Genomic DNA, 22,044 nt, shown 5'->3' on the forward strand with positions numbered 1-22,044 from the left:
GTGCGGCGCGCTGTACGGATACAACGTGTCACACCGGCGGGGGATTCCCGCCCCTCGATGGTGGCATGCCCGTTCCGCGGGCGTCACACCCTTTTCGGCGTGCCGTTCCCGCCGCTCCACTCGGGGTGCCCGGGCATCGGCGGGGTCTTCGTCCCGTACAGCCAGGGCTTCAGGAAGGCGGTGAGGTCCCGGCCGGCTTCCGAGGAGGCCAGGCGTACGAAATCCTCGGTGCCGGCGACGGAGTCGGCGTGCTCGGCGACCCAGCGGCGCTGGATCCGCTCGAATGCGGCCGCGCCGATCTCCTGGCGGAGCGCGTACAGGACCAGGGCGGCGCCGTCGTACACGACGGGCCGGAACAGGCTGATCTTCTTGCCGGGCTCGGGGCCCTTGGGGGAGGCCGGGGGCCCGCCGGCCGCCCGCCACTGGTCGGAGCGCTGGTAGGCCTCGCGCATGCGCCGTTCCAGGGAGTACTTGCCGAGTCCGTCGGCGTAGAGGGCTTCGTACCAGGTGGCGTGGCCCTCGTTGAGCCAGAGGTCGGACCAGGTGCGCGGGGTGACGCTGTCGCCGAACCACTGGTGGGCGAGTTCGTGGACCATCACGGATTCGACGTACCACTCGGGGTAGCCGGCGCCGGTGAAGATGCCGCGTTCGAAGAGCGAGAGCGTCTGGGTCTCCAGCTCGAAGCCGGTGGTGGCGTCGGCGATCAGTACGCCGTACGTCTCGAAGGGGTAGGGGCCGATCCGCTCCTCCATCCAGGCCAGGTGGTGCGGGGTCTTCTTCAGCCAGGGCTCCAGGCGTTCGCGGTCGGCGGCGGGGACCACGTCGCGGACGGGCAGTCCGTGCGGGCCGGTGCGGCGGATCACCGCGGAGTCGCCGATGGAGACCTGGGCCAGTTCGGTGGCCATGGGGTGGCGGGTGCGGTACGTCCATGTCGTTGCCGGGCCGGCTGCGCCGGTGGTGCCGGCGGCCCGGCGGGGCGGGGTGAGGGGGAGGCCGTTGGCGACGGCGGTCTTGCCGGCCGGGGCGGTGATCCGGAAGGTGAAGTACGCCTTGTCGGCGGGGTGGTCGTTGCACGGGAAGACGCGGTGCGCGGCGTCCGCCTGGTTGGCCATGGCCAGGCCGTCCCGGGTGGGGACCCAGCCGCCGTCGCCGCGGCCGCGCGGGTCGCTGGTGTGCCGGAGGGTGATGCGCAGGGGGGCGTGGGCGGGGACCGGGCGGCCGGGGGTGAGGACCAGGTCCTCACCGGCGGTCTCGAACTGTGCGGGGGCGCCGTTGACCTGGACGGAGGCGATCTTGCCGTGGGTGAAGTCCAGGTTGATGCGGTCGAGCTGCTGCTGGGTGCGGGCGTCGATGACGGTGACGGCGTCGAGCGGTGAGCGGTTGTCCTTGTAGGTGAGGGACAGGTCGTAGGCGAGGACGTCGTAGCCGGGGTTTCCCAGGTCCGGGAAGAGGCGGTCGCCGATGCCGAGGGGCTGGGGCGGGGGGAGGACGGCGGCGACGAGGGTGAGGGAGGCCGTGGCGAGGAGGGCGGCGCGCAGGCGGGGGGAGGTGAGGCGCATTCCCTAGGCGATACCAGGGGTGGGGGCGGGGGGTGGGGCGGCGCGGCGGCGGGCGCCGGAGCCCCACCCGAACGGGGACGTCGGGTTGGGCGCCCGTTCGGAGCCCGTTCGGAGCCCGTTCGGAGCCCGTTCGGAGCCGCTGCGCGGGCCTTTCCCCTACCCGCCCCTTCCCGAACCGGGGCTCCGCCCCGGACCCGCGCCTCGAACGCCGTCGGGGCTGGGTGGGTACCGCCCGGGTGGGGGTGAGCGGGGCTCCGGCCTGGGCCCCGCGCCTCGAACGCCGGCGGGAATGAATGGGGTACCGCCCGGCGGGGCTGGCTGGGTATCGCCTGGTGGGGAGACGTCCGGGGTGGGGGGTTAGGCGCGGCTGACGTCGTAGACGCCTGGGACGTCGCGCATCGCGCGCATCAGGGTCGGGAGGACGTTCGCGTCGGGGAGCTGGAGGGTGTAGCGGTGCCGGACGCGTTGTTCGTTGGGGGGTTCCACGGTGGCGGAGACGATGTCGGCGCCTTCGCGGGAGATGGCTTCGGTGAGGTCGGCCAGCAGGTGGGGGCGGCCGAACGATTCGGCGACGAGGGTGACCCGGCAGTCGGCGGTGGCCCGCCAGTGGACGGCGACGGGGGTGCGGCCGAGGGCGCGCATCTGGGCGACCGCGGGGCAGTGGATGCGGTGCACGGTGACGGCGCCGCCGCGTACGACGAACCCGGCGACGGCGTCGGGCGGTACCGGGGTGCAGCAGCCGGCCAGCCGGACCGGGGCGTCGGGCAGGTCGGCGACCGCGTTGCCGCCGCCGCCGCGGGCGCCGACGACCGACAGCGGTGCCCGCGGGGCCGCCGGGTCGGGGCGGCCGCCTTCGGGATGGGACTGGAGCCAGCTGCTGATGGCGATGCGGGCGGCGGGGGTGCGGGCGTGGCCGAGCCAGTCGGGGGCGGGCCCGGAGGAGGCGTCCTGGGCCAGCAGCAGCTGCACGGTGTCCCCGTCGGCCAGCGGGCTGGCCAGGGAGGTCAGGCGCCCGTTCACCCGGGCGCCGATACAGCCGTGGGCGGCCTCGCCGTGCTGGGCGTAGGCCGCGTCGATGCAGGTGGCGCCGGCCGGGAGGCCGAGCCAGCCGCCTCCGTCGGCCCGGAACACGGTGATCTCGCGGTCCTGGGAGAGTTCGTCGCGCAGGGAGCTCCAGAAGGTGTCCGCGTCGGGCGCGGACTGCTGCCAGTCGAGGAGCCGGGACAGCCAGCCGGGCCGGGTGGGGTCGACCCGTTCCTCCTCGGCCTCGCCGGCGGTGGTGGTGCCGGTCTCCGGGAGGGCGTACGGGTTGCCGAGCGCGACCACGCCGGCCTCGGCGACCCGGTGCATCTGGCGGGTGCGGACGATGACCTCGGCGACCTCGCCGTCGGGGCCGGCGACCGCGGTGTGCAGGGATTGGTACAGGTTGAACTTGGGTACGGCGATGAAGTCCTTGAACTCGGAGACCACCGGGGTGAAGCAGGTGTGCAGTTCGCCGAGGACGCCGTAGCAGTCGGCGTTCTCGCCGACCAGGACCAGCAGCCGGCCGAAGTCGGAGCCGCGGAGTTCGCCGCGTTTGAGGGCGATGCGGTGGACGGACACGAAGTGCCGGGGCCGGATGTGGACCTCGGCCTGGATGCCGGCCTCGCGCAGTACGGCGCGGACGGAGTCGGCGAAGCCGGGCAGCGGGTCGTGGTCGCCGGCGTGGGCGGCGATGAGGGCGCGGGTGTGCTCGTACTCCTCGGGGTGCAGGATCGCGAAGACCAGGTCTTCCAGTTCGGTCTTCAGGGCCTGGACGCCGAGCCGTTCGGCGAGCGGGATGAGGACGTCGCGGGTGACGCGGGCGATGCGGGCCTGTTTTTCGGGGCGCATCACGCCGAGGGTGCGCATGTTGTGCAGCCGGTCGGCGAGTTTGATCGACATGACGCGGACGTCGTTGCCGGTGGCGACGAGCATCTTGCGGAAGGTCTCGGGTTCGGCGGCCGCCCCGTAGTCGACCTTTTCGAGTTTGGTGACGCCGTCGACGATGAAGCAGACCTCGGCGCCGAATTCGGCGCGCACCTGATCGAGGGTCACCTCGGTGTCCTCGACGGTGTCGTGGAGGAGAGAGGCCGTCAGGGTGGTGGTCTCGGCGCCGAGTTCGGCGAGGATCAGGGTGACGGCGAGCGGGTGCGTGATGTAGGGCTCGCCGCTCTTGCGCATCTGGCCGCGGTGCGAGGACTCGGCGAGCATGTAGGCGCGGCGCAGCACGGACAGGTCGGCGTCGGGGTGGTGCGCCCGGTGGGCCTCGGCGACGTGGCTGATCGCGTCCGGGAGGCGGTCCCGGGGGGCCGGCCCCAGCAGGGCGGCACGCCCCAGCCTGCGCAGATCCAGGCGGGGGCGCCCGCGTCTGCGGAGCTCGGGGCGTGCGTCGGGGTTCGTGGCCTCTGCACTCATGGGCACCTCCGGCGGCTTCGACCGGCGGTGGTGGGCATGGGGTGAGCCCTCAGGGCCGGTGTCTGATGCTACCGACCCCACCACGTGGCGGAGTCCGGCTCTCGCTGAGCGTGAAACGGATCACCCATGAGAGGGAATCTTCAGCCGAAAACCGTTTCGGTGAGCCAGGCCGGGTCGAACGTCCCGGCGGCGACGATGACGGCCGGTCCGGTCATCTCGACGGAGCCGTCGGGGCTCTCGGTGATGACCAGGGTTCCGCCGGGCACGTCCACCGTGTACGTCACGGGTTCGCCGGTGACGGCGGGGTCGGCGCCGTCGCGGCGGGCGGTGGCGACGGCCACCGCGCAGGCGCCGGTGCCGCAGGAGCGGGTTTCCCCGGAGCCGCGCTCGTGGACCCGCATGGCGACGTGGCGGGGGCCGCGGTCGACGACGAACTCGACGTTGACGCCGTCTGGGTAGGCGGTGGCGGGGCTGAACGGCGGGGGCTTCAGCAGGTCTCCGGCGTCGTCGAGGGTGTCGACGAAGGCGACGGCGTGCGGGTTGCCCATGTTCACGTTGCGGGCGGGCCAGCTGCGGTCGCCGACGGAGACGGTGACCTCGCCGTCGGGGAGCAGGGCGCGGCCCATGGAGATGGTGACGGACCCGTCCTTGTGGAGGTGTACCTCCTTGATGCCGCCGCGGGTGGCGATGGCCAGGTCGCCGGGCTCGACGTGGCCGGCGTACTGGAGGTAGCGGGCGAAGACGCGTACGCCGTTGCCGCACATCTCGGCGATGGAGCCGTCGCTGTTGCGGTAGTCCATGAACCATTCGGCCTCGGCCGCCATGGCGCGGGCCTCGGGGTGGGCGGCGGAGCGTACGACGTGCAGGATGCCGTCCGCGCCGAGGCCGGCCCGGCGGTCGCACAGGCGGGCGACGGCGGAGGCGGGCAGATCGACGGCGTTGTCGGGGTCGGGGAGGATGACGAAGTCGTTCTCGGTCCCGTGGCCCTTGAGGAAGGCGAGGCTGCTGGTCACGGACTCATGGTAGCGAGGTGGGGCCGGTGGTCGGCTTGGCGGTGCCCGTCCCGGTCCCGGCTCGGTCCCATCCGTCCTGTCCCGGGTCGGTCCCGTCCCGTCCCGTCCTGTCCTGTCCTGTCCCGGCTCGCTTCCGGCTCGAGCCCGTGCCGCGGGTGAGCGGACCGTGGTGTGGTGCGGCGCCGTTGCCGGGGGCCGGCCCCCGGACCCCCGCGCCTCAAACGCCGGCGAGGCTGGACATGCCAAACCCGGCGGGGCTGAGAGCGGCTTGAGCACCGGGGGCTGGGGGGTGGCTCAGCGTAGGCGGGCGACGCGCCAGACGGCCAGGGCTACGAGGCTCAGGGCGATCAGGGTGTAGAGGGCGATGACCCGCCAGTCGGAGCGGATGCCGGAGCCGCGGGCGGGGAGGCCGGGCCAGGTGTAGCCGACGCGGCGGGCGGCCATCATGCCCCAGCCGCCGGCGCAGGAGCTGATCAGGAGGCCGAGCATGGCGACGACCGCGCCGCCGTCGCCGAATTCGAAGGCGAGGGGGAAGGCGAACATCAGGGAGCCTGCGGCGCCGAGCATGACGATCGGGGCGAGCTGCCAGATCCGGAGGCGGCGCTGGGGCCGCAGTTCGACCTCGACGGCCGGGCCGGGGACTTCTTCCGCGGCGTCGGGACCGTCCGGACTCAGCCGGGCCGGTTCGGCGGGCAGGCCCAGGCCGTCCTGTACGTCGGCCAGGTCGGCGAGATCCGCCCCGTTGCCGGGGTCTACCGGGTCCGCGGGGTCCAAGGCGTCGTGAACCATCGGGTCCGCTTCCTGCCTGGTGTCGTCCCGCCCAGTTCCACGAGGGCCGGCCTCCATCGCCACGTGCCCTCCCCACTCGGACTTCGTACGCCGCCGTTCACCGCCGGTGACTGCACCGTCGGAATTTGATGATGGCACGCCCCGGGCCCCCCGACGGGCGCCCGGGGCGTCCCGATGCCATCACGTGATCAGGCTGTGACCGCTCGTTCGACCAACGTCTGCGCGAGTCCGGCCAGTTCCCCGCGGTCCGCGGCGGCCCCGCTGAGCCAGTTCACGCGAGGGTCGCGGCGGAACCAGGAGTCCTGGCGGCGCGCGAAGCGCTTGGTGGCGCGTACGGTCTCGGCGCGCGCCTCCTCCTCGGTGCACTCCCCCGCCAGGGCGGCCAGGACCTGCTGGTAGCCGAGCGCGCGGGAGGCGGTGACGCCCTCCCGAAGGCCCTGGGCCTCCAGCGCGCGCACCTCCTCGACCAGACCGGCCTCCCACATCCGGTCGACCCGGAGGGCGATGCGTTCGTCGAGTTCGGGGCGGGCCACGTCCACGCCGATCTGCACGCAGTCGTAGACGGAGTCGTGGCCGGGCAGGTTGGCGGTGAAGGGCTTGCCGGTGATCTCGATGACCTCCAGGGCCCGGACGATCCGGCGGCCGTTGCTGGGCAGGATGGCCGCGCCGGCGGCCGGGTCGGCGGCGGCCAGCCTGGCGTGCAGGGCGCCGGGACCGCGCAGGGTGAGTTCCTCCTCCAGCCGGGCCCGGACGGCCGGGTCGGTGCCGGGGAACTCCATGGCGTCCAGGGCGCCGCGCACGTACAGGCCGGAGCCGCCGACCAGGACGGGGGTGCGGCCTTCGGCGAGCAGCCGGTCGATCTCGGCGCGTGCCAGCCGCTGGTACTCGGCGACGCTGGCGGTCTCGGTGACGTCCCAGATGTCGAGGAGGTGGTGCGGGATGCCGCCGCGTTCCTCGATCGTCAGCTTGGCGGTGCCGATGTCCATCCCCCGGTAGAGCTGCATGGAGTCGGCGTTGACGACTTCGCCGTCGAAATGGCGGGCCAGGGCGACGCCCAGATCGGACTTTCCGGCCGCGGTGGGACCGACGACGGCGATGACCCGCGGGGCGGGGGCTGCACTTCTCACCGGAACAGTCTCGCAAACCCGGCGACAGCTACCCGAACGAGTTACGTGACGGGTCATGGGCGGGGTCGTTGCCCTGGCGAGGTTCCGGCCGGGGCCGCATGCCGTGACCAGCGCGGAACTTCACTCGCACGAGTACCGTTGGAGGAGTAGACATGGGCGTTTTTGATCGGTTTCGTCGTCGCAAGGACGAGGCTTCGACCGAGGAGGCCGTGGCGGGCGCAGTGACGGCGCCGGCCACGAAGACCGCGGAGGCCACGGAGAGCGAGTCCGCAGCGGAGACGAAGACCGAGACCGAACCGGCCGCCGCGGAGGGTGTGGAGATCCCGAAGCAGCAGTCCGCGGAGGCAGCCGCGGACAGCGAGGCCGGCGAGGGCGCCCGTACGTAGCCACCGCCAGGAGAAGGTGACCCATGGGCCTGCTGGACAATCTGAAGGCCAAGCTCGGGCCGGCGAAGGACAAGGTCGAGGACAAGGTCGGTGATCTCGCGCAGCAGCACGAGGGCCGGATCGGTCACGGACTGGACAAGGTGGCCAGGGCCGTGGACGCCAAGACCAAGGGCAAGTACAGCGAGCGGATCGAGACCGGTACGAGCAAGGCGAAGGACGCCCTGGGCAAGATCGCGCACAAGGATCACCCGGACGGCGGCCCGACTCCGCCGCCTCCGCCTCCGGCTTCCTGACGCGGTCGACGTGAAGAGGGCGCGGGCGGTGCCCGCGCCCTCTTTTCCGTACCCGGCCGGTTTCCGTACCGGCCGCTTTTCCGTGGCCGGCCGGCCGGTTGGGGCGGGCCGTTACGACCAGGCGGCGACGAAGTAGCCGACGCCGTAGGGCGCGTCCTCGTAGAGCAGTCGGCCGTCCAGGCCCGCGTCCCGGGCCGCGCCGGCCAGCACCTGCCAGGGGGCCCGGCCCGCGGCCTTGAGTTCCAGGGCCAGCTCCGGGTCGATCGCCGCGAGGGCCGGGACGTCCGCCGATCCGAGGGCCCGGGCCGCGGCGGCGTCGAAGGCCTCGGCCCGGTCGTCGAGGTAGCCGGGTGCCTTCAGGGTCCGGCAGGCGCTGCCGTCCCCGAGCACCAGCATCGCCACCCGGTCGGCGGAACCGCCGAGGTCGGCGCCGAGGGCGCCGCAGGCGTCCGGGTCGAGCCGCTCGGCAACGGCCACCCCGGCGATCGGTGCGGCCGCCCAGCTGGCCCGTTCGAGGAGCCAGGCGCCCACGGCGAGGGAGGCCGGCAGGGTGGTGCCGGTGGCCTCGCCGGTCTGCTCGGCGGCGGCGCTGCCCAGCGTGACGCTCAGGTCGACCCCGAAGCCGGCGAAGGTTCCCGGGGTGCCCTCGTCGTACCCGCCGCCCTTCTCGGCGGCGCCGACCACGACGAGCAGGTCGGGCCGGGAGGCGGCGAGTACGGCGAGCGCGTCGGAGCAGGCGGTACGCGCCTCCGCGAGCTCCTGGGCGGCGCCGGCGGCGACCTCGGGCACGAGGAGGGGCGGGCTGGGGCATACGGCGGCGGCTACGAGCATGATCCGCAGCCTAGCCGGAGCGGAGTGCCTGGGCACGGCTCCGCCGGGGGCACGCGGGACTCCGGCCCGCACCCCGCGCCTCAAACGCCGGCGGGGCTGGACATGCCCAGCCGGGCCCGTGTGCCCGCCGGAGGCCCGGCCGGGTCCTCAGGGGCTCCGCCCCCGAACCCCCGCGCCTCAAGCGCCGGCGGGGCTGGACATGCCCAGCCGGAGCCGTGTGCCTGCCGGAGGCCCGGCCAGGCCCCAGGGGCTCCGCCCCCGAACCCCCGCGCCTCAAACGCCGGCGGGGCTGGACATGCCCAGCCGGAGCCGTGTGCCTGCCGGAGGCCCGGCCAGGCCCCCAGGGGCTCCGCCCCCGAACCCCCGCGCCTCAAACGCCGGCGGGGCCGGCTTCGCCCCGCCGCGCCTCACATGGGCGGCGGGGCTGGATGTGCCCCGCCGCAGCGCGTGTGCCCGGGCCGGTCAGGAGGTGAGGGAGCAGCCGCCCGTGGCTGCCGGGAGGGGGGCCGGGACGCCCAGGGTGGGGATGCCGAGCATGACGCCCTGGGGCTGGGCCGGGGCGGCGTTGCGCTTCTCCCAGGCGTCGCCCGCACGGGTCCGGCGTACGGCCGTGGTCGGGCCCTCGGCGAGGAGGTGGTGCGGGGCGGCGTAAGTGATCTCGACGGTCACCACGTCGCCCGGGCGGACCTCCGCGTCCGGCTTGGTGAAGTGCACGAGGCGGTTGTCGGGGGCGCGGCCGGAGAGGCGGTGGGTGGCGCCGTCCTTGCGGCCCTCGCCCTCCGCGACCATGACCTCCAGGGTGCGGCCGACCTGCTTCTTGTTCTCCTCCCAGGAGATCTCCTCCTGGAGGGCGACCAGGCGCATGTAGCGCTCCTGCACGACCTCCTTCGGGATCTGGCCCTCCATGGTGGCGGCCGGGGTGCCGGGGCGCTTGGAGTACTGGAAGGTGAAGGCGTTCGCGAAGCGGGCCTCGCGGACCGTGTGCATGGTCTGCTCGAAGTCCTCCTCGGTCTCGCCGGGGAAGCCCACGATGATGTCGGTGGAGATGGCGGCGTGCGGGATGGCGGCGCGCACCTTCTCGATGATGCCGAGGAAGCGCTCCTGCCGGTACGAGCGGCGCATCGCCTTGAGGATCGTGTCCGAGCCGGACTGCAGCGGCATGTGCAGCTGCGGCATCACGTTCGGGGTCTCGGCCATCGCCGCGATCACGTCGTCGGTGAAGTCGCGCGGGTGCGGGGAGGTGAAGCGGACCCGCTCGAGGCCCTCGATGGTCCCGCAGGCGCGCAGCAGCTTGCTGAAGGCCTCGCGGTCGCCCAGGTCGGAGCCGTAGGCGTTGACGTTCTGGCCGAGCAGGGTGATCTCGGAGACGCCTTCGCCGACCAGCGCCTCGATCTCGGCGAGGATGTCGCCGGGACGGCGGTCCTCCTCCTTGCCGCGCAGCGCGGGGACGATGCAGAAGGTGCAGGTGTTGTTGCAGCCGACGGAGATCGAGACCCAGGCGGCGTACGCGGACTCGCGGCGGGTCGGCAGGGTGGACGGGAACGCCTCCAGCGACTCGGCGATCTCGACCTGGGCCTCCTCCTGGACGCGGGCGCGCTCCAGCAGGACGGGCAGCTTGCCGATGTTGTGCGTGCCGAAGACCACGTCGACCCACGGGGCCTTCTGGACGATGGTGTCCCGGTCCTTCTGCGCCAGACAGCCGCCGACGGCGATCTGCATGCCCGGACGCCGGGTCTTCATGGGGGCGAGCCGGCCGAGGTTGCCGTACAGCTTGTTGTCGGCGTTCTCACGGACCGCGCAGGTGTTGAAGACGACGACGTCGGCGTCCCCGTCGGAGCCCTCGGGGGCGCGGACGTAGCCCGCGTCCTCCAGCAGACCGGAGAGCCGCTCCGAGTCGTGCACGTTCATCTGGCACCCGTAGGTGCGCACCTCGTAGCTTCGCTTCACGTCCACTGCCTGGCTCCGGTCGCTGCTGGTCATGGAACAAGGGTAGGCGGTGCCGGCAGCGCACTCGGTCGGCCGGACCGTGACAGGAGGGCGGGCGGCTGGCAGGATCGCGCGCATGCCACTCGTACTGCCCCGGATGCCGCGGCCCAGCAGGCGCAACGCGCTGCGGGGTCTGGTGGCCGGGCTGGTCGTGCTCGGACTGCTGGCGTGGTGGCTGTGGCCGTTCGGGAAGACCGAGCCGCACGGCGAGCTGGCCTTCAGTACGGGCGCACGGACGGGTGTGTACCACCGGTACGGGGAGCTGCTGGAGGAGGCGCTGGCGCGCGATCTGCCCGGGGTGGACGTGCGGCTGCTGCCCAGTGCGGGCTCGCAGGAGAACCTGGAGCGGGTGGCCTCCGGCGAGGCGGACTTCACGGTGGCCACGGCGGACGCGGTGGCCAAGTACCGGCGGGACGGCAAGCCCGGCGCGGACCGGCTGCGCGGGGTCGCCCGGCTGTACGACGACTACGTGCAGCTGGTGGTGCCGGCCGGGTCGCGGGTGCAGTCGGCGCGGGACCTGCGGGGGCTGAAGGTGGCGGTCGGGCAGTCCGGGTCCGGGGTCCGGCTGGTCGCGGAACGGCTGCTGGCGGCGGCGAAGCTGGATCCGCAGCGGGACGTCACGGCGGTGTCGATCGGCATCGACACGATGCCGGCGGAGCTCGAGGCGGGGCGCATCGACGCGTTCTTCTGGTCCGGCGGGCTGCCGACGAACGCGGTGCGGGAGCTCTCGGACCGGTTCGAGATCCGGCTGGTGCCGCTGGGCGACCTGCTGCCGGAACTGCAGAGCGGGGGCAGCCCGGCGCGGTACTACCGGGTGGCGGTGATGCCGCAGGACGCGTACCCGCGGGCGCGGAACACCTCGGCGGTGACGACGCTGGCCCTGCCGAACCTGCTGGTGACCACGGAACGCACCGGTCCGGCGCTGACCGAGCAGTTCACCCGGACCGTGATCCTGAGCCGGGACCGCATCGGCCAGGAGGTCCACGCGGCCCAGCGGGTGGATCTCCGGACGGCGATCTACACGGATCCCCTGGACCTGCACGAGGGCGCGCGCCGCTATTACCGCTCGGTGAAGCCGTAGCCGTCGCTGCCGTAGCTGTCGCCGTAGCCGTAGCCGTCGCTGCCGCCATGGCCGGATCCGGCGTATCCGCGTATCCGGATACGGATCCGGGTCCGGGTCCGGGTCCGTATCCGTGGGCCGTTTTCACGCCGTATCCGTGGCCCGTGGTCACGCCGGTTCCGGGGCTCGGGTTCACGCGGATACGCGGTTACGCGGCCGGCGTACGCGCCGGTCAGGACGACGGCAGGAGGTCGGTGGCGGCGGCCGCCGCGCCGATCAGGCCCGCGTGGGTGCCCAGGGCGGCCGGGGCGATCCGGAGCCCGCGGACGAAGTCCAGGGTGGCGTAGTCCGGGAGGTGGGCGCGGATCGGGCCGAGGAGGGTGTCGCCGGCGGTGGCGACCCCGCCGCCGATGACCGCGATGTCCGTCTCGACCAGCGTCGCGGTGGCGGCTATGGCCGCCGCCAGGGCCCGGCCGGCCCGGTCGAAGGCGGCCAGGGCGACCGGGTCGCCTTCGCGGGCGGCCGCGGCCACGCCCGCCGCCGTGGGGTCCGGCCCGGTCCAGCCCTGGGCGCGAGCCCAGCGCGCGATGGCGGTGCCGGAGGCGATGGCCTCCACGCAGCCGCGCCCGCCGCAGGCGCACTCCTCGCCGTCGAACTCGACGCTGATGTGACCGATGTGGCCTGCGTTGCCGGTGGGGCCGGGCAGCAGGCGGCCGCCGAGGACCAGGCCGCCGCCGACACCCGTGGAGACGACCATGCACAGCGCGTTCGCGTGGCCCCGGGCCGCGCCCAGCCAGTGTTCGGCGGCCGTCATCGCGACCCCGTCGCCCACCAGCACGGTGGGGACCGGCCGGCCGTGCGCGGCCAGCGCGGCCTCGGTACGGGCCAGCACCGGGTAGTCGCGCCAGGCCGTGATGTTGACCGGGCTGACCGTGCCGCGGGCCGAGTCCACCGGGCCCGCGCTGCCGATGCCGCAGCGCCGGACCTGCGGCCAGGCCGGGTCCCGGGCGAGGTCGGCGACGACCTCGGCGACCGCCGCCATCACCGCGTCGCCGTCGGTCCCGCGCGGGGTGGGCCGGCGGGTGGTCGCGGTCATCGTGCCGTCGGGGTGCACCAGCGCCCCGGCGATCTTCGTGCCGCCGATGTCGATCGCGGCGGTCAGCCCGGTGCCGGGGCCGGGGCCCGGGGCGCCGAGGAGGCCTGGGGCAGTGTCCGGGGCGGTACCGGTCGCAGTGCCGGGCACGGTGCCGGTGGCGGCGCCCGCGCGCGGCGCGGGAAGGGCGGAGGTCGGGGTGGGCGTGGTCACGGTGGCGCTCCTGGAGGTGGTCGGTTCAGTATGCGCGCGGCGGCGGGGCCGTGCTCTCGCGGGGTTCCAGCCGGGGCTGTTCGCCCTCGCGGACGCGGGGCGGGCCGCCCGCGAGGACCGCGAGGAGCTCCTCGGCGGCGAGCCGGCCGAAGCCGGCGGTGTCCCGGACCAGGGCGGTCAGCCGGGGATGGGTGACCCGGCACAGCGCGGAGTCGTCCCAGGCCACCAGCGAGAGCCGGCCGGGCACCGGGATGCCCAGCTCGGCGGCGACCGCGGCCCCGGCCACCGCCATCACGTCGTTGTCGTAGACCAGCGCGGTGGGCGGCCGCGGCTCGGCCAGGACCCGGCGGGTGGCCGCGGCGCCCTCGGTGTCCGAGTAGTCGGTGGGAACCGAGCGGACCTCGGCGGCGGTCAGGCCGCGCCGGTCCGCGGCCCGCCGCAGCGCCCGGATCCGCCGGTCGGTGTGGGCGAGGCCGGGCAGGCCGGCGATGTGGGTGATCCGCCGGTGGCCCAGGCCGTACAGGTGGTCCAGGACCTGCGTCATCGCCTCGGCGTCGTCCGCGCGTACGGAGGACAGCGGGGCGGACGGGTCGGTCTCGCCGACCGCCACGGCGGGCAGGCCGAGCCGGGCGAGGAGGTCCGGGCGCGGGTCCTGCGTCCGCGGATCGACGACGAGCACCCCGTCCACGCGCTGCTCGGCCCACCAGCGGCGGTAGACGGCGCATTCCGCGTCGAGGTCCTCGACGACCTGGAACAACAGGGCGGTCCGGGCGGCCGAGAGCACCTCCTGGATGCCGGAGACCAGCTGCAGGAAGAAGGACTCGACGCCGAGGGTGTGGGCGGGCCGGGCGAGGACCATGCCGACCGCGCCGGAACGTGCACCGGACAGGGCGCGGGCGGCGCTGTTGGCCTGCCAGCCCAGTTCCTCGGCGACCCGGCGGATCCGGGCCCGGGTCTCCTGGGAGACGCCCGGCCGGTCGTTGAGGGCGAAGGAGACGGCGCTCTCCGAGACCCCCGCCCGGCGGGCGATGTCTTTGATGGTGGGTCTGCGGGCCATTGGCTGCCTGTTCCCATTGCTGGCTAAAGCGCATTAGTCCGGCCAGCCTGAGTTGTTTCCAGGCCAGGTGTCAATGGGACTTAAGCGCTAAAGTCCGGGTCGTCCGCAAAGGCCTGGTTGACTTTGTCGCCGTCGGCCCGTCAGGTGGTCGTATGCACGACGATGACGTCGTTCTCCGCGCTCTCCGCCCGCCGCGTTTCGGTGTCAATTACACGCCGACCCGCGGCTGGTTCCACCATTGGCTGGACTTCGACCTCGACGAGGTGAAGTCCGATCTCGACTCGGTCGCCGGGCTGGGCCTGGACCACGTCCGGGTGTTTCCGCTGTGGCCGCTGTTCCAGCCGAACCGGACGCTGATCCGGCCGCGCGCGGTCGAGCAGCTGGTGTCGGTCGCGGACGCGGCCGCCGCGCTCGGGCTGGACGTCTCGGTGGACGGCCTGCAGGGGCATCTGTCGAGTTTCGATTTCCTGCCGGCCTGGACCCGGACCTGGCACCGGAGAAACATCTTCACCGATCCGGAGGTGGTCGCCGGGCAGGAGGAATACCTGCGCACGCTGGCCGCCGCGCTCGCGGACCGGCCCAATTTCCTGGGAATGACGGTCGGCAACGAGATCGACCAGTTCTCGGACGGCCCGCATCCGGATCCGGACCGGATCGGCCGGGAACAGGCGGGGCAGTGGCTGGAGCGGATGCTGGCCGCCTGCGAGGCCGGGGCGCCGGGCCGGTTCCACCTGCACGCGGAGTACGACGCGTCCTGGTACCGGGACGGTCACCCGTTCACGCCGGCGCAGGCGGCCCGGCTGGGCGCGGCCACCGCGGTGCACTCGTGGGTGTTCAACGGGACCGCCCAGCGGTACGGGCGGACCGGCACGGCCACCGAGCACCACGCCGCGTACCTGGTCGAGTTGTCGAAGGCATGGGCGACGGATCCGGCGCGGCCGGTGTGGCTCCAGGAGGTGGGGGCGCCGGCCCCGCTGATCCCGCCCGAGCACGCGGCCTCCTTCACCGCGGCGACCGTGGCCAACGCCCTGGACTGCACGGACCTCTGGGGCGTGACCTGGTGGTGCTCGCACGATGTGGCGCGGGGGCTGGCCGACTTCCCGGAGCTGGAGTACGGGCTGGGCCTGCTCACCAACGAGCGCCGGGTCAAGCCGGCGGGCGGGGCGCTCGCCCGGATCGCGGCCGAGCGGCGGGGCCGTGACCACCGCCCGGCTCCGCGCCGCACCGCGCTGGTCCTGGACGTGGGCGGCGCCGAGGCCGCGCCGCGCCGCTCGGTGTGTGCGCCGGGCGGGGAGTTCTTCGAGGCTTGGATGCGGCTGACGGCCGAGGGGGTCCGCCCGGCGGTCGTCCTCGCCGACCGCGCCGGGGACCCGGGGCACCTCGCCGCGCGCGGCATCACGGAGCTGGTCGGAGTGGACGAGGCCCGGTGACGAGGGGCTGGGCCCGGCGGCCCGACGCGCCGAAGGGGGCGGGCGCTGCTCGGGGCCTGCCCCTCCCGCCCCCCTTCCCGAACCGGGGCAGGCCGCCGGGCCTGCCCCTCCGTACGTGCGCTGCCCCCGGACGGACCGCAGAGGAGACCGCATGTCCGAGAACGACGTTCCCGTGCCCTTACCCCCCGGCCCCGGCCGGCGCGCGGTGCTGCTCGCCGGCGCCGGAGCGGGGGCCGCGGCCCTGCTCGGCGGTCCGGCCGCCGGGGCCGCGGCGGCCGGACCGGCGGAACCCGCCGCCGGCATCGCCCCGTACGCCTCGTACTGGTTCCCGGACTCGCTCCCCCGGGGCGAGCCCGGACCGGGCATCGTCTGGCGGTCGCTGAAGGAGTGGACGCCCGAGAGCGACCCGGATCTCGCCTACAACACCTCGGCCGTGCCGCTGTCCGACCGGTTCACGCCGGTGCCGCCGAACACCACCGCCCGGGCCGGGCAGGCGCGGATCGCCTCGCTCGTGTCCTTCGGGAGCACCGCCGGGAACCCGGCCCAGGGCTCGCCGACCTCCGACACGTACGCGTTCGCCCACTGGGCGTACCTCGACGAGCTGGTGTTCTGGGGCGGTTCGGCCGGCGAGGGCATCGTGCTCGCGCCGAACGCGCCGGTCACCGACGCCGCGCACCGCAACGGGGTCCGGGTGCTGGGCAATGTGTTCCTGCCGCCCGTCGCGTACGGCGGTGACCTGCGGTGGACCCGGGACCTGGTGCAGCGGGACGCCCTCGGCCGGTTCCCGATCGCCGAGCAGCTGGTCCGGGTGGCCCTCGCGTACGGCTTCGACGGCTGGTTCGTCAACGCCGAGACCGACGGCGGCGACAGTGAACTGGCGGGACGGATGCGGGAGTTCCTGCGGGCGCTGCGCGCCGCCGGGGCGGCTCGCGGGCTGCGCATCACCTGGTACGACGCGATGAACGCCACCGGCGGGGTGGGCTGGCAGGGGGCGCTCAACGAGCTCAACCAGGAGTTCTTCGAGGACCGGGCCGGTCGGGTCGCGGACACGATGTTCGTGGACTTCTCCTGGCGGGGCCGGCCGGAGAAGCTGCGGCCCTCCGGCGACCGGGCCGACCGGATCGGCCGCAGCCGGTACGAGCTGTGGGCGGGCGTAGACGTCGAGGCCCGAGGCTGGGACACGGTCGTCCCGTGGGAGGAGGTCGTGCCCCGCGACGGCCCGCACATCGTCAGTTACGCCTTCTACCGGCCCGAATGGACCCGCAACCACCTCGCGGACCGCTCCCCCGGCGCCTTCCACGCGGCCGACGACCGGTTCTGGACGGGCGCCTCCCTCGACCCGTCCCGGCCCGCCCCCGCCGGGGGCGCCGACGACTCCTGGCGTGCGCCCGCCACCGCCGTCGCAGGCCCGTCCCGGCCCGCCCCCGCCGGGGGCGCCGACGACTCCTGGCGTGCGCCCGCCACCGCCGTCGCAGACCGGTCCACGGTCACCGCACTGCCCTTCGCGTGCAGCTTCAACACCGGTCACGGGCTGCGCTGGTACGAGCGGGGCGCGGTCGCCTCGACGGCTCCGTGGAGCCATCTCGGCCTTCAGGACCGGCTGCCGGGCCGCCGTTGGGTGGTGCGTACGGCGGGCGAACGGCCCGCTGTCGGACTGGACTTCGCCGATGCGTGGCGCGGCGGGTCCAGCCTGCTGGTCGAGGGCCGGCTCACCGGGCCGGCCGAGGTCGGGTTGCACGCCACCCGGCTGCCGCTGTCCGGGGCCACGGTGCTGGACCTCACCCACCGCACCGAGGCCGGCCCGGTGGCGGTGGAGGTCGGGGTCGCGCTCCGCGAACCGGCCGCGCCGGGCGAGCCCGTCCCGTACACCTGGCTGAGGGCCGCCGCGGCGGGCACCGGCCGGGGCTGGCGCACCTCCCGGGTGCGGCTGCCGGCCCGGGCCGGGCAGACCCTGTACGGCCTGGCGGTCCGGCTCACCGGGCCCGGCGGCCGACCGGTCCGCTGGCGCCTGGGCGCCCTGGCGGTGTACGGGGCGCCAGCTTCGGCCCCGGCTTCGGCCCCGGCTTCGGCCCCGGCTTCGGAGAGGCCGGGGCCGCCGGCCGGACTGACGGTGGACGCGGCGGCCTCGGACGGCGCCGGGGTGGCGCTGCGGCTGTCGTGGCGGCCCTCCCCCGGCCCGGTCCGGCACTACGAGCTGGTCCGGGTGCTGCCGGACGGCACCCGCCGCTTCCTCGGCGGGACCTGCGGTACCGCGCTCTACGTGCCGGGGGTGGAGCGCGCCGGGCGGGAGCGGGCCGCCACCTTCGAGGTGCGGGCGGTCGGGGAGCTGTACGGGGCATCGGCCGCGGCTTGCGCCAGGTACGCCTGGTAGCCCGCGGGGCCTAGGTCGGGCCGGGGCGCGGGCCCGGCCGGGCCGGGGCGAGGGCGGGCGGGGCGCGCCGGGACCGACCGGGGCGCGGCCGGGGGCGGGGCTGCCGCTGCGCGGGGCCTTTCCCCTACCCGCCCCTTCCCGAACTGGGGCTCCGCCCCAGACCCCGCTCCTCAAACGCCGGAGGGGCTGGAAATGCCCGGGGTTCCGCCCCAGACGCCGCGCCTCAAACGCCGGCGGGGCTGCGAGGCGGGTTCTGCCCGTCCCCGCGCCTCAAGCGCCGGCGGGGCTGGAAGGGTTTGAGGACCGGGTCCGGGCGGTCAGTCGGCGTGCGGGGCGGTGCGCGGGACCGAGACCGTCACCCGCAGGCCGTGCGGTGGGTTCGTCTCGTACGAGAGGGATCCGCCGCCCGCCGCCAGCAGGGCCCGGGAGATGGACAGGCCGAGGCCGGAGCCCTTGACGTTCTGGTGCCGGCCGCTGCGCCAGAACCGGTCGCCGATGCGGGCGAGCTCCTCCTCGGTGAGGCCGGGGCCGCGGTCGGCGACCACGACGAGGGCCTGCCCCTCCTCGGCGGAGACGGAGACCTCGACCTCCTCCCCTGCCGGGGTGAACTTGAGGGCGTTGTCGATGACCGCGTCCAGGGCGCTGGACAGGGCGATGGGATCGGCCCAGCCGGTGACGGCGGTCCGGCCGGCCGCGGTGAGCCGGACACCCTTCTCCTCGGCCAGCGGCCGCCAGGCGGCGACCCGTTCGGCGGCGAGCTCGCCGATATCGGTGAGGCTGATCTCGGCGGAGGCGTGCTCGGCGAGCGCCAGGTCCAGCAGATCGTCCAGGACCTGGGCCAGGCGCTTGCCCTCGGTGCGGACGGAGGCGATCTCCTCGTTGCCCTCGGGCAGTTCCAGGGCGAGCAGCTCGATGCGCAGCAGCAGTGCGGCGAGCGGGTTGCGCAGCTGGTGGGAGGCGTCGGCGACGAAGGCCCGCTGCTGCTCCAGCACTTCTTCCACGTTGTCGGCCATCTCGTTGAACGAGCGGGCCAGCCGCTGGAGTTCCGGCGGCCCGCCGCCGGCCGCGACCCGGGAGTTCATCCGTCCGGTGGCGATCCCGTGGGCGGCCGCGTCGAGGATGCGTACGGGCTTGAGCACCCAGCTCGTGAGCCGCAGGGCCGCGCCGAAGGCCACCAGCATGGCGGCGGCCAGTCCGGCCCCGATGAGCAGCCAGCCCTGCAGGGTGCGGGAACGCATCTGGCCGGTGGGTGATTCGGTGACCACGACGGCGACCACGTCCCCGTCGAGGACCACCGGGGAGGCCACCAGCAGCTTTCCGTGCGGCTGCCACGGCCACACCTGGGCGGGGTCGTGGCTGCGCCGCCCGGCCAGTGCCTCCTCGAAGGCCTGCTCGGCGTCGTCGGTGTCGGGCAGCCGCCACCAGCCGGGGGCGCGGACCATGGCGTTGCGGTCGCGGTAGAAGATGCCGACCCGGATGCCGTACAGCTCCTGGTAGCGGGCGAGTTCGAGCTGAAGGGTCTCGCGGCGCTCGTCGGCGGACTTGTCCCCGGAGCCCTCGGAGTCGACCACGAACTGGGCGAGGGCGGCGAACCGGGCGCTGTCGTCGATGCGGTCGACGACCACCCGCTGCTGCTGCCCGGCGGCCAGGCTGACGGCGAGCGGGAAGCCGAGGGCGAGCAGCACGCCCGCCATCAGGACGACGAGCAGCGGCAGCAGCCGGGCGCGCACGGCGGCGGGCCCTAGGGGGCGCCCGGGCCGGGGGCCACGAGCCGGTAGCCCACCCCGCGCACCGTTTCGATCAGTGCGGGCATCCGCAGCTTGGAGCGCAGCGAGGCGACATGCACTTCGAGGGTGCGCCCGGTGCCTTCCCAGCTGGTGCGCCACACCTCGCTGATGATCTGTTCCCGCCGGAAGACCACGCCGGGGCGCTGGGCGAGCAGCGCGAGCAGGTCGAACTCCTTGCGGGTGAGGGGTACGTCGGTGCCGTCGACGGAGACCCGGCGGGTGGGCAGCTCGATGCTGACGGCGCCGAGCCGGACCAGTCCGGGGGGACCGGCGGGGCTCCGGCCGGAGCCGGCCGGGGCGCTGTCGTCGGCGGCCGATGCGCTGCCGGTGCTGGTGCGGCGGGCGACGGCGTGGATCCGGGCGAGCAGCTCACCAGTGTCGTACGGCTTCACGACGTAGTCGTCGGCGCCCATGTTCAGGCCGTGGATGCGGGAGCGGACGTCACCGCGCGCCGTCACCATGATCACGGGGATGGCGGTGCGCTTGCGGATCTTGCCGCAGACCTCGTAGCCGTCCTGGTCGGGCAGGCCCAGGTCGAGCAGGACCACGCCGAAGGGCGGGGCGTCGGCGGGCAGCAGGGCCTGCAGGGCCTCCTCGCCGTTGCGGGCGTGGGTCACGCGGAATCCGTGCCGGGCCAGGATCGCGGACAGGGCCGCGGCGACGTGGTCGTCGTCCTCGACGAGCAGCAGTCTCATTCTGGGCCCCCTTTCCTGGTCGCGATCAGTAAAACAGCACACCAGGGGCATCACGCAAGGTGCGTCGTGCCGCGCACGGACCGTGTCCGGGCGAAGCCGGATCGTTATCCTCAATTCTCGCTCAGATGTGGTGACGGTGTGCAGAGCCGGTCACTACTGTCCTCCCAACCGAGGAGGACGGAGCTACAAGCCGATGAGCGGAGTATCAGTGACCAAGGGCGCCGGGGCCGAGGACTCGACTCCCGCGGCGGACGGCCTGGTCGTACTGAGCAACGTCGACAAGCACTTCGGCGCGTTGCACGTGCTTCAGGACATCAATCTGAGCATTGCCCGCGGCGAGGTCGTCGTCGTGATCGGTCCTTCGGGATCGGGCAAGTCGACGCTGTGCCGGACCATCAACCGGCTGGAGACCATCGACTCCGGCACGATCACCCTGGACGGTGCCGAACTTCCGTCCGAGGGACGGGAACTGGCCCGGCTGCGCGCCGATGTGGGCATGGTGTTCCAGTCGTTCAACCTCTTCGCGCACAAGACGGTGCTGGAGAACGTACTGCTGGGCCAGCTGAAGGTGCGCAAGACGCCCAAGGCCGAGGCCGAGAAGAAGGCCCGCGCCCTGCTGGACCGGGTGGGTGTCGGCACCCAGGCGGACAAGTACCCGGCGCAGCTCTCCGGCGGCCAGCAGCAGCGCGTGGCGATCGCCCGCGCGCTGGCGATGGAGCCGAAGGTGATGCTTTTCGACGAGCCGACCTCGGCCCTCGACCCCGAGATGATCAACGAGGTGCTGGAGGTCATGCAGCAGCTCGCCGCCGAGGGGATGACCATGGTCGTGGTCACCCACGAGATGGGTTTCGCCCGCTCCGCGGCCAACCGGGTCGTCTTCATGGCCGACGGGAAGATCGTCGAAGAGGCGGCGCCCGAGCAGTTCTTCTCCAACCCGCGCAGCGACCGCGCCAAGGACTTCCTGTCGAAGATCCTGCACCACTGAGCATCCGGTCTGGTACTGATCCGGTGGTAGTTCAACAACGTCTCATCCGAGGGAAGTTCACCATGAAGGTTTTCAAGGCCGGTGCGGCCGCGGCGCTCGCCGTCACTCTCGCCATGACCGCCACCGCCTGCGGCGGCAGCGACGACAAGGACTCCGGTAAGGGCGGCAAGAAGGACAAGGTCGTCATCGGCATCAAGTTCGACCAGCCGGGCCTGGGCCTGAAGACCCCGGACGGCAAGTACACCGGCTTCGACGTCGACGTGGCGACCTACGTGGCGAAGGAACTCGGCTACGAGGCGAACCAGATCGAGTTCAAGCAGGCCATCTCCGCCGAGCGCGAGAACCTGATCCAGAACGGTGACGTCGAGTTCATCGTCGCCAGCTACTCGATCAACGACAAGCGCAAGGCGAAGGTCGACTTCGCCGGCCCGTACTTCCTGGCCCACCAGGACCTGCTGGTCCGCGCCGACGACAACGGCATCACCAAGGCCGAGGACCTCAACGACAAGAAGCTCTGCTCGGTCACCGGCTCGACCTCGGCGCAGAACGTCAAGGACAAGCTGGCGCCCAAGGCGAACCTGCTGCAGCAGGGCGGCTACTCCGAGTGCCTCACCGGCCTGGAGAACAAGAACCTCGACGCCCTGACCACGGACAACTCGATCCTGGCCGGCTACGCCTCGCAGGAGAAGAACCAGGGCAAGTTCAAGCTGGTCGGGCTGAGCCTGAGCAACGAGAACTACGGCATCGGTCTGAAGAAGGGCAACAAGGAGCTCCAGACCAAGATCAACGCCGCCCTCAAGAAGATGGTCTCCGACGGCTCCTGGGAGAAGTTCGTCAAGGCGAACTTCGGCCCGGCGAACTACAAGAACGAGCCTGCCCCGCAGATCACCGAAGGCAGCTGAGTCCTCGGTGTGGCGCGTCGCCGCCCGCCTG

18 protein-coding genes are annotated in these 22,044 nt (G+C 73.6%); 7 read left to right on the plus strand and 11 right to left on the minus strand.

Going from position 1 to position 22,044, the window contains the following annotated elements; translation table 11 throughout:
- Positions 1 to 83 precede the first annotated feature (83 nt).
- The 5 genes from AB0447_RS26150 to miaA all read right to left on the minus strand — a co-directional run bounded on the left by AB0447_RS26150 (position 84) and on the right by miaA (position 6,924).
- Complete coding sequence (locus AB0447_RS26150; RefSeq protein ID WP_366479210.1) at positions 84 to 1,559, minus strand: M1 family metallopeptidase; 1,476 nt, start codon at positions 1,557 to 1,559, stop codon at positions 84 to 86.
- Positions 1,560 to 1,916: 357 nt separating this feature from the next.
- Positions 1,917 to 3,995: an HD domain-containing protein gene (locus AB0447_RS26155; protein ID WP_366479211.1), complete on the minus strand. Its 2,079-nt coding sequence runs from the start codon at positions 3,993 to 3,995 to the stop codon at positions 1,917 to 1,919.
- 140 nt (positions 3,996 to 4,135) lie between these two features.
- Entirely contained in the window at positions 4,136 to 5,008 is an 873-nt protein-coding gene (gene dapF, locus AB0447_RS26160) for a diaminopimelate epimerase (protein WP_366479212.1), read from the minus strand.
- Positions 5,009 to 5,302: 294 nt separating this feature from the next.
- A complete protein-coding gene (locus tag AB0447_RS26165) occupies positions 5,303 to 5,854 on the minus strand; it encodes a hypothetical protein (protein ID WP_366479260.1) in 552 nt (183 codons plus the stop codon).
- A 131-nt stretch (positions 5,855 to 5,985) separates the two neighbouring features.
- Entirely contained in the window at positions 5,986 to 6,924 is a 939-nt protein-coding gene (miaA, locus tag AB0447_RS26170) for a tRNA (adenosine(37)-N6)-dimethylallyltransferase MiaA (protein ID WP_366479213.1), read from the minus strand.
- Between the two features lie 152 nt (positions 6,925 to 7,076).
- On the opposite strand from miaA, the gene AB0447_RS26175 reads away from it, so the two are divergent.
- Both AB0447_RS26175 and AB0447_RS26180 read left to right on the plus strand, forming a co-directional pair.
- Complete coding sequence (locus AB0447_RS26175; RefSeq protein WP_366479214.1) at positions 7,077 to 7,310, plus strand: hypothetical protein; 234 nt, start codon at positions 7,077 to 7,079, stop codon at positions 7,308 to 7,310.
- Between the two features lie 23 nt (positions 7,311 to 7,333).
- Complete coding sequence (locus AB0447_RS26180; protein WP_366479216.1) at positions 7,334 to 7,603, plus strand: antitoxin; 270 nt, start codon at positions 7,334 to 7,336, stop codon at positions 7,601 to 7,603.
- 111 nt (positions 7,604 to 7,714) lie between these two features.
- Here AB0447_RS26180 and AB0447_RS26185 read toward each other — a convergent pair whose 3' ends face one another.
- Together AB0447_RS26185 and miaB are read right to left on the minus strand one after the other, a co-directional pair.
- Positions 7,715 to 8,434, minus strand: coding sequence for a class III extradiol dioxygenase subunit B-like domain-containing protein (locus tag AB0447_RS26185; protein WP_366479217.1), 720 nt, complete (start codon positions 8,432 to 8,434; stop codon positions 7,715 to 7,717).
- Between the two features lie 462 nt (positions 8,435 to 8,896).
- Positions 8,897 to 10,414 (minus strand): tRNA (N6-isopentenyl adenosine(37)-C2)-methylthiotransferase MiaB, encoded by a 1,518-nt coding sequence (gene miaB / locus AB0447_RS26190; RefSeq protein ID WP_366479218.1) that lies wholly within the window; start codon positions 10,412 to 10,414, stop codon positions 8,897 to 8,899.
- Positions 10,415 to 10,517: 103 nt separating this feature from the next.
- On the opposite strand from miaB, the gene AB0447_RS26195 reads away from it, so the two are divergent.
- Positions 10,518 to 11,501, plus strand: coding sequence for a TAXI family TRAP transporter solute-binding subunit (locus AB0447_RS26195; protein ID WP_366479261.1), 984 nt, complete (start codon positions 10,518 to 10,520; stop codon positions 11,499 to 11,501).
- 211 nt (positions 11,502 to 11,712) lie between these two features.
- Here AB0447_RS26195 and AB0447_RS26200 read toward each other — a convergent pair whose 3' ends face one another.
- Entirely contained in the window at positions 11,713 to 12,642 is a 930-nt protein-coding gene (locus tag AB0447_RS26200) for an ROK family protein (protein ID WP_366479262.1), read from the minus strand.
- 169 nt (positions 12,643 to 12,811) lie between these two features.
- Positions 12,812 to 13,843 carry a LacI family DNA-binding transcriptional regulator gene (locus AB0447_RS26205; RefSeq protein WP_366479219.1) on the minus strand — a complete coding sequence of 344 codons (1,032 nt, stop codon included), beginning with the start codon at positions 13,841 to 13,843 and terminating at the stop codon, positions 12,812 to 12,814.
- A gap of 152 nt (positions 13,844 to 13,995) precedes the next feature.
- Here AB0447_RS26205 and AB0447_RS26210 point away from each other — a divergent pair, with 152 nt between their 5' ends.
- Together AB0447_RS26210 and AB0447_RS26215 are read left to right on the plus strand one after the other, a co-directional pair.
- Positions 13,996 to 15,273, plus strand: coding sequence for a glycosyl hydrolase (locus tag AB0447_RS26210; protein ID WP_366479220.1), 1,278 nt, complete (start codon positions 13,996 to 13,998; stop codon positions 15,271 to 15,273).
- A gap of 151 nt (positions 15,274 to 15,424) precedes the next feature.
- On the plus strand, positions 15,425 to 17,644 hold the full coding sequence (locus tag AB0447_RS26215; protein ID WP_366479221.1) for an endo-beta-N-acetylglucosaminidase: 2,220 nt from the start codon (positions 15,425 to 15,427) through the stop codon (positions 17,642 to 17,644).
- Positions 17,645 to 17,961: 317 nt separating this feature from the next.
- On the opposite strand, the gene AB0447_RS26220 is transcribed toward AB0447_RS26215, so the two are convergent.
- Complete coding sequence (locus AB0447_RS26220; protein ID WP_366479222.1) at positions 17,962 to 19,374, minus strand: HAMP domain-containing sensor histidine kinase; 1,413 nt, start codon at positions 19,372 to 19,374, stop codon at positions 17,962 to 17,964.
- Positions 19,375 to 19,385: 11 nt separating this feature from the next.
- On the minus strand, positions 19,386 to 20,126 hold the full coding sequence (locus tag AB0447_RS26225) for a response regulator transcription factor (protein WP_366479223.1): 741 nt from the start codon (positions 20,124 to 20,126) through the stop codon (positions 19,386 to 19,388).
- A 256-nt stretch (positions 20,127 to 20,382) separates the two neighbouring features.
- Between AB0447_RS26225 and AB0447_RS26230 the strand changes: the two genes are divergently transcribed.
- Positions 20,383 to 21,111 (plus strand): amino acid ABC transporter ATP-binding protein, encoded by a 729-nt coding sequence (locus AB0447_RS26230; RefSeq protein WP_366479263.1) that lies wholly within the window; start codon positions 20,383 to 20,385, stop codon positions 21,109 to 21,111.
- Between the two features lie 62 nt (positions 21,112 to 21,173).
- Positions 21,174 to 22,013 (plus strand): glutamate ABC transporter substrate-binding protein, encoded by an 840-nt coding sequence (locus tag AB0447_RS26235; RefSeq protein WP_366479224.1) that lies wholly within the window; start codon positions 21,174 to 21,176, stop codon positions 22,011 to 22,013.
- Positions 22,014 to 22,044: the final 31 nt, after the last annotated feature.

Source organism: Streptomyces sp. NPDC051211 (genome assembly GCF_040689505.1).
Taxonomy (GTDB): domain Bacteria; phylum Actinomycetota; class Actinomycetes; order Streptomycetales; family Streptomycetaceae; genus Streptomyces.